This window comes from Vibrio sp. B1REV9 (assembly GCF_905175395.2).
Taxonomy (GTDB): domain Bacteria; phylum Pseudomonadota; class Gammaproteobacteria; order Enterobacterales; family Vibrionaceae; genus Vibrio; species Vibrio alfacsensis.
Map to the genome: position 1 here is coordinate 841,761 of NZ_HG992745.1, position 13,267 is coordinate 855,027.

A 13,267-nucleotide genomic window follows, 5' to 3' on the forward strand; every position below is an offset into this window, starting at 1 on the left:
CTAGGTCGGCAGGGTCAGAAAGAACGCCAAGCAGCGAACTGCCTTTACTTTTGAAAAGTAAAATAAAAGCAAGAAAGTGTTTGACATAGAGAATTATCTCGTTAGAATGGCCGCCTCTTCCGAAGTGATGTGAGTCACAAAGAAGAGTGCTCTTTAAAAATAAGAACCTATCAATCTGTGTGGGCACTCGTTGATGATAATCCAAATTAGAAGCTTTGGCTTCAAATTAGATTTCAATGAAACGAAGTGACCATTGAATCGAAAGATTCAGCACAGTCAATTCAAACATTACTTCTGCTATTTATTAGCGAAAGGAATGTTCAGTATTCATTGAGTCGAACAAAATCTTAAATTGAAGAGTTTGATCATGGCTCAGATTGAACGCTGGCGGCAGGCCTAACACATGCAAGTCGAGCGGCAGCGACAACATTGAATCTTCGGAGGATTTGTTGGGCGGCGAGCGGCGGACGGGTGAGTAATGCCTAGGAAATTGCCCTGATGTGGGGGATAACCATTGGAAACGATGGCTAATACCGCATGATGCCTACGGGCCAAAGAGGGGGACCTTCGGGCCTCTCGCGTCAGGATATGCCTAGGTGGGATTAGCTAGTTGGTGAGGTAAGGGCTCACCAAGGCGACGATCCCTAGCTGGTCTGAGAGGATGATCAGCCACACTGGAACTGAGACACGGTCCAGACTCCTACGGGAGGCAGCAGTGGGGAATATTGCACAATGGGCGCAAGCCTGATGCAGCCATGCCGCGTGTGTGAAGAAGGCCTTCGGGTTGTAAAGCACTTTCAGTAGGGAGGAAGGTTCATGCGTTAATAGCGTATGGATTTGACGTTACCTACAGAAGAAGCACCGGCTAACTCCGTGCCAGCAGCCGCGGTAATACGGAGGGTGCGAGCGTTAATCGGAATTACTGGGCGTAAAGCGCATGCAGGTGGTTTGTTAAGTCAGATGTGAAAGCCCGGGGCTCAACCTCGGAATTGCATTTGAAACTGGCAGACTAGAGTACTGTAGAGGGGGGTAGAATTTCAGGTGTAGCGGTGAAATGCGTAGAGATCTGAAGGAATACCGGTGGCGAAGGCGGCCCCCTGGACAGATACTGACACTCAGATGCGAAAGCGTGGGGAGCAAACAGGATTAGATACCCTGGTAGTCCACGCCGTAAACGATGTCTACTTGGAGGTTGTGGCCTTGAGCCGTGGCTTTCGGAGCTAACGCGTTAAGTAGACCGCCTGGGGAGTACGGTCGCAAGATTAAAACTCAAATGAATTGACGGGGGCCCGCACAAGCGGTGGAGCATGTGGTTTAATTCGATGCAACGCGAAGAACCTTACCTACTCTTGACATCCAGAGAAGCCAGTAGAGATACAGGTGTGCCTTCGGGAACTCTGAGACAGGTGCTGCATGGCTGTCGTCAGCTCGTGTTGTGAAATGTTGGGTTAAGTCCCGCAACGAGCGCAACCCTTATCCTTGTTTGCCAGCGAGTAATGTCGGGAACTCCAGGGAGACTGCCGGTGATAAACCGGAGGAAGGTGGGGACGACGTCAAGTCATCATGGCCCTTACGAGTAGGGCTACACACGTGCTACAATGGCGCATACAGAGGGCAGCCAACTTGCGAAAGTGAGCGAATCCCAAAAAGTGCGTCGTAGTCCGGATTGGAGTCTGCAACTCGACTCCATGAAGTCGGAATCGCTAGTAATCGTGGATCAGAATGCCACGGTGAATACGTTCCCGGGCCTTGTACACACCGCCCGTCACACCATGGGAGTGGGCTGCAAAAGAAGTAGGTAGTTTAACCTTTCGGGGAGGACGCTTACCACTTTGTGGTTCATGACTGGGGTGAAGTCGTAACAAGGTAGCGCTAGGGGAACCTGGCGCTGGATCACCTCCTTATACGATACGGATAGTTTGCTTTCACTTTTTAAAGTGAAGACAAATGAGTCTCGATGAGTGTCCACACAGATTGATGGTTTTGAAGCGAAAGCTTCGAGCTATTATTGCTCTTTAACAATTTGGAAAGCTGACAAAACAAATCTTGTCTTAAATAGATAAGCGTTTGTTTGTAAAGTTCTCAAAGTATTCATTTCGATGAATACACAAAAACACATTCAAGTGTTCTTGGGTTTTGCGAAAGCAAAACATATTTGAGTCCGGCAAAATCGATAGCTATCTCGCTCATTCAAATAATGAGATAGCAACTTTGGTTGTTTAAACAACAAACTCAAGATTTCTTCTGAAACTCTTTGGGGTTGTATGGTTAAGTGACTAAGCGTACACGGTGGATGCCTTGGCAGTCAGAGGCGATGAAAGACGTAGTAACTTGCGATAAGCCCAGATTAGGTAGTAACAACCATTTGAGTCTGGGATTTCTGAATGGGGAAACCCACTAGCATAAGCTAGTATCATTAACTGAATTCATAGGTTAATGAGGCGAACCGGGGGAACTGAAACATCTAAGTACCCCGAGGAAAAGAAATCAACCGAGATTCCGAAAGTAGCGGCGAGCGAAATTGGACTAGCCCTTAAGCTTTATATGCGTTAGACGAACGGTCTGGAAAGTCCGGCGATACAGGGTGATAGCCCCGTAGTCGACAACGCACATTCAGTGAAATCGAGTAGGGCGGGACACGTGATATCCTGTCTGAATATGGGGGGACCATCCTCCAAGGCTAAATACTACTGACTGACCGATAGTGAACCAGTACCGTGAGGGAAAGGCGAAAAGAACCCCTGTGAGGGGAGTGAAATAGAACCTGAAACCGTGTACGTACAAGCAGTAGGAGCAGGCATTGCGTCCTGTGACTGCGTACCTTTTGTATAATGGGTCAGCGACTTATATTCAGTGGCAAGGTTAACCATCTAGGGGAGCCGTAGGGAAACCGAGTCTTAACTGGGCGTTCAGTCTCTGGATATAGACCCGAAACCAGGTGATCTAGCCATGGGCAGGTTGAAGATTGAGTAACATCAATTGGAGGACCGAACCGACTAATGTTGAAAAATTAGCGGATGACTTGTGGCTAGGGGTGAAAGGCCAATCAAACCTGGAGATAGCTGGTTCTCCCCGAAAGCTATTTAGGTAGCGCCTCGGACGAATACTACTGGGGGTAGAGCACTGTTAAGGCTAGGGGGTCATCCCGACTTACCAACCCTTTGCAAACTCCGAATACCAGTAAGTACTATCCGGGAGACACACGGCGGGTGCTAACGTCCGTCGTGGAGAGGGAAACAACCCAGACCGCCAGCTAAGGTCCCAAATTATTACTAAGTGGGAAACGATGTGGGAAGGCTCAGACAGCCAGGATGTTGGCTTAGAAGCAGCCATCATTTAAAGAAAGCGTAATAGCTCACTGGTCGAGTCGGCCTGCGCGGAAGATGTAACGGGGCTAAGTAATAAACCGAAGCTGCGGCAATGAAGTTTACTTCATTGGGTAGGGGAGCGTTCTGTAAGCCGTTGAAGGTGTGTTGTAAAGCATGCTGGAGGTATCAGAAGTGCGAATGCTGACATGAGTAACGATAAAGGGGGTGAAAAACCTCCTCGCCGGAAGACCAAGGGTTCCTGTCCAACGTTAATCGGGGCAGGGTAAGTCGACCCCTAAGGCGAGGCCGAAAGGCGTAGTCGATGGGAAACGGGTTAATATTCCCGTACTTCTTACAATTGCGATGGGGGGACGGAGAAGGCTAGGTGGGCCTGGCGACGGTTGTCCAGGTTCAAGTGCGTAGGCTTAAGAGTTAGGTAAATCCGGCTCTTTCTAAGGCTGAGACACGACGTCGAGCTACTACGGTAGTGAAGTCATTGATGCCATGCTTCCAGGAAAAGCCTCTAAGCTTCAGATTGTAAGGAATCGTACCCCAAACCGACACAGGTGGTCGGGTAGAGAATACCAAGGCGCTTGAGAGAACTCGGGTGAAGGAACTAGGCAAAATGGTACCGTAACTTCGGGAGAAGGTACGCTCTTGATGGTGAAGTCCCTTGCGGATGGAGCTGACGAGAGTCGCAGATACCAGGTGGCTGCAACTGTTTATTAAAAACACAGCACTGTGCAAAATCGTAAGATGACGTATACGGTGTGACGCCTGCCCGGTGCCGGAAGGTTAATTGATGGGGTTAGACTTCGGTCGAAGCTCTTGATCGAAGCCCCGGTAAACGGCGGCCGTAACTATAACGGTCCTAAGGTAGCGAAATTCCTTGTCGGGTAAGTTCCGACCTGCACGAATGGCGTAATGATGGCCACGCTGTCTCCACCCGAGACTCAGTGAAATTGAAATCGCTGTGAAGATGCAGTGTACCCGCGGCTAGACGGAAAGACCCCGTGAACCTTTACTACAGCTTGGCACTGAACATTGACCCTACATGTGTAGGATAGGTGGGAGGCTTTGAAGCAGGTACGCTAGTATCTGTGGAGCCGTCCTTGAAATACCACCCTTGTAGTGTTGATGTTCTAACGTTGACCCCTTATCGGGGTTGCGGACAGTGCCTGGTGGGTAGTTTGACTGGGGCGGTCTCCTCCCAAAGAGTAACGGAGGAGCACGAAGGTGGGCTAATCACGGTTGGACATCGTGAGGTTAGTGCAATGGCATAAGCCCGCTTGACTGCGAGAATGACAATTCGAGCAGGTGCGAAAGCAGGTCATAGTGATCCGGTGGTTCTGAATGGAAGGGCCATCGCTCAACGGATAAAAGGTACTCCGGGGATAACAGGCTGATACCGCCCAAGAGTTCATATCGACGGCGGTGTTTGGCACCTCGATGTCGGCTCATCACATCCTGGGGCTGAAGTCGGTCCCAAGGGTATGGCTGTTCGCCATTTAAAGTGGTACGCGAGCTGGGTTTAGAACGTCGTGAGACAGTTCGGTCCCTATCTGCCGTGGGCGTTGGAGAATTGAAAGGGGCTGCTCCTAGTACGAGAGGACCGGAGTGGACGAACCTCTGGTGTTCGGGTTGTGTCGCCAGACGCATTGCCCGGTAGCTAAGTTCGGAATCGATAACCGCTGAAAGCATCTAAGCGGGAAGCGAGCCTTGAGATGAGTTCTCCCTGATACTTTAAGTATCCTAAAGGGTTGTCGGAGACTACGACGTTGATAGGTCAGGTGTGTAAGTGCTGTGAGGCATTGAGCTAACTGATACTAATTGCCCGTGAGGCTTAACCATACAACACCCAAAGGGTTTTGATGGACTCAAAGCAAGAACAAGACTTGATTGTGTAGAGAACACAGAAACAGCTTTCCAGATTAAAGAATTTGCTTGGCGACCATAGCATTTTGGACCCACCTGATTTCCATTCCGAACTCAGAAGTGAAACGAAATAGCGCCGATGGTAGTGTGGGGCTTCCCCATGTGAGAGTAGGACATCGCCAGGCTTTAATTTTGCACTTGCTTAATATTTAAGCAAGTCACCATAAAGTTCTGAAGTTTTTTAGAGTTTTATGTTGACTTTCAAAGTGAAAAGCGTATTATACGCACCTCGCTTAAGTGCTAAGGCACTGAAAGCCAAGCTCTTTAACAATATAGACCTATCAATCTGTGTGGGCACTCGTTGATGATAATCCAATTAGATACCTCGGTATCAAATTAGGTTTCAATGAACTGAGTGACCAAACGAGTCGAAAGACTTGGCACAGTCAATTCATTATCGTTCTGTTGGAACGATAATAGCTTTAAAATTACTTCTTACTTTCGAGTAAGAGCAGTTTTGAAGTCAGTATTCATTGAGCCGAACAAAATCTTAAATTGAAGAGTTTGATCATGGCTCAGATTGAACGCTGGCGGCAGGCCTAACACATGCAAGTCGAGCGGCAGCGACAACATTGAATCTTCGGAGGATTTGTTGGGCGGCGAGCGGCGGACGGGTGAGTAATGCCTAGGAAATTGCCCTGATGTGGGGGATAACCATTGGAAACGATGGCTAATACCGCATGATGCCTACGGGCCAAAGAGGGGGACCTTCGGGCCTCTCGCGTCAGGATATGCCTAGGTGGGATTAGCTAGTTGGTGAGGTAAGGGCTCACCAAGGCGACGATCCCTAGCTGGTCTGAGAGGATGATCAGCCACACTGGAACTGAGACACGGTCCAGACTCCTACGGGAGGCAGCAGTGGGGAATATTGCACAATGGGCGCAAGCCTGATGCAGCCATGCCGCGTGTGTGAAGAAGGCCTTCGGGTTGTAAAGCACTTTCAGTAGGGAGGAAGGTTCATGCGTTAATAGCGTATGGATTTGACGTTACCTACAGAAGAAGCACCGGCTAACTCCGTGCCAGCAGCCGCGGTAATACGGAGGGTGCGAGCGTTAATCGGAATTACTGGGCGTAAAGCGCATGCAGGTGGTTTGTTAAGTCAGATGTGAAAGCCCGGGGCTCAACCTCGGAATTGCATTTGAAACTGGCAGACTAGAGTACTGTAGAGGGGGGTAGAATTTCAGGTGTAGCGGTGAAATGCGTAGAGATCTGAAGGAATACCGGTGGCGAAGGCGGCCCCCTGGACAGATACTGACACTCAGATGCGAAAGCGTGGGGAGCAAACAGGATTAGATACCCTGGTAGTCCACGCCGTAAACGATGTCTACTTGGAGGTTGTGGCCTTGAGCCGTGGCTTTCGGAGCTAACGCGTTAAGTAGACCGCCTGGGGAGTACGGTCGCAAGATTAAAACTCAAATGAATTGACGGGGGCCCGCACAAGCGGTGGAGCATGTGGTTTAATTCGATGCAACGCGAAGAACCTTACCTACTCTTGACATCCAGAGAAGCCAGTAGAGATACAGGTGTGCCTTCGGGAACTCTGAGACAGGTGCTGCATGGCTGTCGTCAGCTCGTGTTGTGAAATGTTGGGTTAAGTCCCGCAACGAGCGCAACCCTTATCCTTGTTTGCCAGCGAGTAATGTCGGGAACTCCAGGGAGACTGCCGGTGATAAACCGGAGGAAGGTGGGGACGACGTCAAGTCATCATGGCCCTTACGAGTAGGGCTACACACGTGCTACAATGGCGCATACAGAGGGCAGCCAACTTGCGAAAGTGAGCGAATCCCAAAAAGTGCGTCGTAGTCCGGATTGGAGTCTGCAACTCGACTCCATGAAGTCGGAATCGCTAGTAATCGTGGATCAGAATGCCACGGTGAATACGTTCCCGGGCCTTGTACACACCGCCCGTCACACCATGGGAGTGGGCTGCAAAAGAAGTAGGTAGTTTAACCTTTCGGGGAGGACGCTTACCACTTTGTGGTTCATGACTGGGGTGAAGTCGTAACAAGGTAGCGCTAGGGGAACCTGGCGCTGGATCACCTCCTTATACGATGATTACTCACGATGAGTGTCCACACAGATTGATACGGTTTATAAGTAAAAGAGACGATACTGGGTCTGTAGCTCAGGTGGTTAGAGCGTTCGCCTGATAAGCGAGAGGTCGGTGGTTCGAGTCCACTCAGACCCACCACTTCCTTTTAGGAATTGGTATGCAGTATCGACACCTAGATGGGGCTATAGCTCAGCTGGGAGAGCGCCTGCCTTGCACGCAGGAGGTCTGCGGTTCGATCCCGCATAGCTCCACCATCTTTAAGCACTCTTACGAGAGTTTTTAAAAATGGTTCTTAATGAATCTAGCTCTTTAACAATTTGGAAAGCTGACAAAACAAATCTTGTCTTATATAGATAAGCGTTTGTTTGTAAAGTTCTCAAAGTATTCATTTCGATGAATACACAAAACACATTCAAGTGTTCTTGGGTTTTGCGAAAGCAAAACATATTTGAGTCCGGCAAAATCGATAGCTATCTCGCTCATTCAAATAATGAGATAGCAACTTTGGTTGTTTAAACAACAAACTCAAGATTTCTTCTGAAACTCTTTGGGGTTGTATGGTTAAGTGACTAAGCGTACACGGTGGATGCCTTGGCAGTCAGAGGCGATGAAAGACGTAGTAACTTGCGATAAGCCCAGATTAGGTAGTAACAACCATTTGAGTCTGGGATTTCTGAATGGGGAAACCCACTAGCATAAGCTAGTATCATTAACTGAATTCATAGGTTAATGAGGCGAACCGGGGGAACTGAAACATCTAAGTACCCCGAGGAAAAGAAATCAACCGAGATTCCGAAAGTAGCGGCGAGCGAAATTGGACTAGCCCTTAAGCTTTATATGCGTTAGACGAACGGTCTGGAAAGTCCGGCGATACAGGGTGATAGCCCCGTAGTCGACAACGCACATTCAGTGAAATCGAGTAGGGCGGGACACGTGATATCCTGTCTGAATATGGGGGGACCATCCTCCAAGGCTAAATACTACTGACTGACCGATAGTGAACCAGTACCGTGAGGGAAAGGCGAAAAGAACCCCTGTGAGGGGAGTGAAATAGAACCTGAAACCGTGTACGTACAAGCAGTAGGAGCAGGCATTGCGTCCTGTGACTGCGTACCTTTTGTATAATGGGTCAGCGACTTATATTCAGTGGCAAGGTTAACCATCTAGGGGAGCCGTAGGGAAACCGAGTCTTAACTGGGCGTTCAGTCTCTGGATATAGACCCGAAACCAGGTGATCTAGCCATGGGCAGGTTGAAGATTGAGTAACATCAATTGGAGGACCGAACCGACTAATGTTGAAAAATTAGCGGATGACTTGTGGCTAGGGGTGAAAGGCCAATCAAACCTGGAGATAGCTGGTTCTCCCCGAAAGCTATTTAGGTAGCGCCTCGGACGAATACTACTGGGGGTAGAGCACTGTTAAGGCTAGGGGGTCATCCCGACTTACCAACCCTTTGCAAACTCCGAATACCAGTAAGTACTATCCGGGAGACACACGGCGGGTGCTAACGTCCGTCGTGGAGAGGGAAACAACCCAGACCGCCAGCTAAGGTCCCAAATTATTACTAAGTGGGAAACGATGTGGGAAGGCTCAGACAGCCAGGATGTTGGCTTAGAAGCAGCCATCATTTAAAGAAAGCGTAATAGCTCACTGGTCGAGTCGGCCTGCGCGGAAGATGTAACGGGGCTAAGTAATAAACCGAAGCTGCGGCAATGAAGTTTACTTCATTGGGTAGGGGAGCGTTCTGTAAGCCGTTGAAGGTGTGTTGTAAAGCATGCTGGAGGTATCAGAAGTGCGAATGCTGACATGAGTAACGATAAAGGGGGTGAAAAACCTCCTCGCCGGAAGACCAAGGGTTCCTGTCCAACGTTAATCGGGGCAGGGTAAGTCGACCCCTAAGGCGAGGCCGAAAGGCGTAGTCGATGGGAAACGGGTTAATATTCCCGTACTTCTTACAATTGCGATGGGGGGACGGAGAAGGCTAGGTGGGCCTGGCGACGGTTGTCCAGGTTCAAGTGCGTAGGCTTAAGAGTTAGGTAAATCCGGCTCTTTCTAAGGCTGAGACACGACGTCGAGCTACTACGGTAGTGAAGTCATTGATGCCATGCTTCCAGGAAAAGCCTCTAAGCTTCAGATTGTAAGGAATCGTACCCCAAACCGACACAGGTGGTCGGGTAGAGAATACCAAGGCGCTTGAGAGAACTCGGGTGAAGGAACTAGGCAAAATGGTACCGTAACTTCGGGAGAAGGTACGCTCTTGATGGTGAAGTCCCTTGCGGATGGAGCTGACGAGAGTCGCAGATACCAGGTGGCTGCAACTGTTTATTAAAAACACAGCACTGTGCAAAATCGTAAGATGACGTATACGGTGTGACGCCTGCCCGGTGCCGGAAGGTTAATTGATGGGGTTAGACTTCGGTCGAAGCTCTTGATCGAAGCCCCGGTAAACGGCGGCCGTAACTATAACGGTCCTAAGGTAGCGAAATTCCTTGTCGGGTAAGTTCCGACCTGCACGAATGGCGTAATGATGGCCACGCTGTCTCCACCCGAGACTCAGTGAAATTGAAATCGCTGTGAAGATGCAGTGTACCCGCGGCTAGACGGAAAGACCCCGTGAACCTTTACTACAGCTTGGCACTGAACATTGACCCTACATGTGTAGGATAGGTGGGAGGCTTTGAAGCAGGTACGCTAGTATCTGTGGAGCCGTCCTTGAAATACCACCCTTGTAGTGTTGATGTTCTAACGTTGACCCCTTATCGGGGTTGCGGACAGTGCCTGGTGGGTAGTTTGACTGGGGCGGTCTCCTCCCAAAGAGTAACGGAGGAGCACGAAGGTGGGCTAATCACGGTTGGACATCGTGAGGTTAGTGCAATGGCATAAGCCCGCTTGACTGCGAGAATGACAATTCGAGCAGGTGCGAAAGCAGGTCATAGTGATCCGGTGGTTCTGAATGGAAGGGCCATCGCTCAACGGATAAAAGGTACTCCGGGGATAACAGGCTGATACCGCCCAAGAGTTCATATCGACGGCGGTGTTTGGCACCTCGATGTCGGCTCATCACATCCTGGGGCTGAAGTCGGTCCCAAGGGTATGGCTGTTCGCCATTTAAAGTGGTACGCGAGCTGGGTTTAGAACGTCGTGAGACAGTTCGGTCCCTATCTGCCGTGGGCGTTGGAGAATTGAAAGGGGCTGCTCCTAGTACGAGAGGACCGGAGTGGACGAACCTCTGGTGTTCGGGTTGTGTCGCCAGACGCATTGCCCGGTAGCTAAGTTCGGAATCGATAACCGCTGAAAGCATCTAAGCGGGAAGCGAGCCTTGAGATGAGTTCTCCCTGATACTTTAAGTATCCTAAAGGGTTGTCGGAGACTACGACGTTGATAGGTCAGGTGTGTAAGTGCTGTGAGGCATTGAGCTAACTGATACTAATTGCCCGTGAGGCTTAACCATACAACACCCAAAGGGTTTTGATGGACTCAAAGCAAGAACAAGACTTGATTGTGTAGAGAACACAGAAACAGCTTTCCAGATTAAAGAATTTGCTTGGCGACCATAGCATTTTGGACCCACCTGATTTCCATTCCGAACTCAGAAGTGAAACGAAATAGCGCCGATGGTAGTGTGGGGCTTCCCCATGTGAGAGTAGGACATCGCCAGGCTTTAATTTTGCACTTGCTTAATATTTAAGCAAGTCACCATAAAGTTCTGAAGTTTTTTAGAGTTTTATGTTGACTTTCAAAGTGAAAAGCGTATTATACGCACCTCGCTTAAGTGCTAAGGCACTGAAAGCCAAGCTCTTTAACAATATAGACCTATCAATCTGTGTGGGCACTCGTTGATGATAATCCAATTAGATACCTCGGTATCAAATTAGGTTTCAATGAACTGAGTGACCAAACGAGTCGAAAGACTTGGCACAGTCAATTCATTATCGTTCTGTTGGAACGATAATAGCTTTAAAATTACTTCTTACTTTCGAGTAAGAGCAGTTTTGAAGTCAGTATTCATTGAGCCGAACAAAATCTTAAATTGAAGAGTTTGATCATGGCTCAGATTGAACGCTGGCGGCAGGCCTAACACATGCAAGTCGAGCGGCAGCGACAACATTGAATCTTCGGAGGATTTGTTGGGCGGCGAGCGGCGGACGGGTGAGTAATGCCTAGGAAATTGCCCTGATGTGGGGGATAACCATTGGAAACGATGGCTAATACCGCATGATGCCTACGGGCCAAAGAGGGGGACCTTCGGGCCTCTCGCGTCAGGATATGCCTAGGTGGGATTAGCTAGTTGGTGAGGTAAGGGCTCACCAAGGCGACGATCCCTAGCTGGTCTGAGAGGATGATCAGCCACACTGGAACTGAGACACGGTCCAGACTCCTACGGGAGGCAGCAGTGGGGAATATTGCACAATGGGCGCAAGCCTGATGCAGCCATGCCGCGTGTGTGAAGAAGGCCTTCGGGTTGTAAAGCACTTTCAGTAGGGAGGAAGGTTCATGCGTTAATAGCGTATGGATTTGACGTTACCTACAGAAGAAGCACCGGCTAACTCCGTGCCAGCAGCCGCGGTAATACGGAGGGTGCGAGCGTTAATCGGAATTACTGGGCGTAAAGCGCATGCAGGTGGTTTGTTAAGTCAGATGTGAAAGCCCGGGGCTCAACCTCGGAATTGCATTTGAAACTGGCAGACTAGAGTACTGTAGAGGGGGGTAGAATTTCAGGTGTAGCGGTGAAATGCGTAGAGATCTGAAGGAATACCGGTGGCGAAGGCGGCCCCCTGGACAGATACTGACACTCAGATGCGAAAGCGTGGGGAGCAAACAGGATTAGATACCCTGGTAGTCCACGCCGTAAACGATGTCTACTTGGAGGTTGTGGCCTTGAGCCGTGGCTTTCGGAGCTAACGCGTTAAGTAGACCGCCTGGGGAGTACGGTCGCAAGATTAAAACTCAAATGAATTGACGGGGGCCCGCACAAGCGGTGGAGCATGTGGTTTAATTCGATGCAACGCGAAGAACCTTACCTACTCTTGACATCCAGAGAAGCCAGTAGAGATACAGGTGTGCCTTCGGGAACTCTGAGACAGGTGCTGCATGGCTGTCGTCAGCTCGTGTTGTGAAATGTTGGGTTAAGTCCCGCAACGAGCGCAACCCTTATCCTTGTTTGCCAGCGAGTAATGTCGGGAACTCCAGGGAGACTGCCGGTGATAAACCGGAGGAAGGTGGGGACGACGTCAAGTCATCATGGCCCTTACGAGTAGGGCTACACACGTGCTACAATGGCGCATACAGAGGGCAGCCAACTTGCGAAAGTGAGCGAATCCCAAAAAGTGCGTCGTAGTCCGGATTGGAGTCTGCAACTCGACTCCATGAAGTCGGAATCGCTAGTAATCGTGGATCAGAATGCCACGGTGAATACGTTCCCGGGCCTTGTACACACCGCCCGTCACACCATGGGAGTGGGCTGCAAAAGAAGTAGGTAGTTTAACCTTTCGGGGAGGACGCTTACCACTTTGTGGTTCATGACTGGGGTGAAGTCGTAACAAGGTAGCGCTAGGGGAACCTGGCGCTGGATCACCTCCTTATACGATGATTACTCACGATGAGTGTCCACACAGATTGATACGGTTTATAAGTAAAAGAGACGATACTGGGTCTGTAGCTCAGGTGGTTAGAGCGTTCGCCTGATAAGCGAGAGGTCGGTGGTTCGAGTCCACTCAGACCCACCACTTCCTTTTAGGAATTGGTATGCAGTATCGACACCTAGATGGGGCTATAGCTCAGCTGGGAGAGCGCCTGCCTTGCACGCAGGAGGTCTGCGGTTCGATCCCGCATAGCTCCACCATCTTTAAGCACTCTTACGAGAGTTTTTAAAAATGGTTCTTAATGAATCTAGCTCTTTAACAATTTGGAAAGCTGACAAAACAAATCTTGTCTTATATAGATAAGCGTTTGTTTGTAAAGTTCTCAAAG

4 tRNA genes and 7 rRNA genes are annotated in these 13,267 nt (G+C 49.6%); all 11 read left to right on the plus strand.

The features are described 5' to 3' along the window. The first annotated feature begins 349 nt into the window (after positions 1 to 349). The 11 genes from KHN78_RS09450 to KHN78_RS09500 all read left to right on the plus strand — a co-directional run bounded on the left by KHN78_RS09450 (position 350) and on the right by KHN78_RS09500 (position 13,139). A 16S ribosomal RNA gene (locus KHN78_RS09450) occupies positions 350 to 1,904 on the plus strand. Positions 1,905 to 2,266: 362 nt separating this feature from the next. Then, positions 2,267 to 5,159, plus strand: a 23S ribosomal RNA gene (locus KHN78_RS09455). 92 nt (positions 5,160 to 5,251) lie between these two features. Continuing rightward, positions 5,252 to 5,368, plus strand: a 5S ribosomal RNA gene (gene rrf / locus KHN78_RS09460). A gap of 367 nt (positions 5,369 to 5,735) precedes the next feature. Beyond that, a 16S ribosomal RNA gene (locus KHN78_RS09465) occupies positions 5,736 to 7,290 on the plus strand. A gap of 67 nt (positions 7,291 to 7,357) precedes the next feature. Next, positions 7,358 to 7,434: transfer RNA gene (locus tag KHN78_RS09470), tRNA-Ile, on the plus strand. A gap of 40 nt (positions 7,435 to 7,474) precedes the next feature. Further along, positions 7,475 to 7,550: transfer RNA gene (locus KHN78_RS09475), tRNA-Ala, on the plus strand. A gap of 305 nt (positions 7,551 to 7,855) precedes the next feature. After that, positions 7,856 to 10,748: ribosomal RNA gene (locus tag KHN78_RS09480) — 23S ribosomal RNA — on the plus strand. 92 nt (positions 10,749 to 10,840) lie between these two features. Then, positions 10,841 to 10,957 (plus strand): 5S ribosomal RNA (rrf, locus tag KHN78_RS09485). A 367-nt stretch (positions 10,958 to 11,324) separates the two neighbouring features. Continuing rightward, positions 11,325 to 12,879, plus strand: a 16S ribosomal RNA gene (locus tag KHN78_RS09490). The 16S, 23S and 5S rRNA genes sit together here with 4 tRNA genes alongside, the layout of an rRNA operon. A gap of 67 nt (positions 12,880 to 12,946) precedes the next feature. Then, positions 12,947 to 13,023, plus strand: a tRNA-Ile gene (locus KHN78_RS09495). A gap of 40 nt (positions 13,024 to 13,063) precedes the next feature. After that, positions 13,064 to 13,139: transfer RNA gene (locus KHN78_RS09500), tRNA-Ala, on the plus strand. Positions 13,140 to 13,267: the final 128 nt, after the last annotated feature.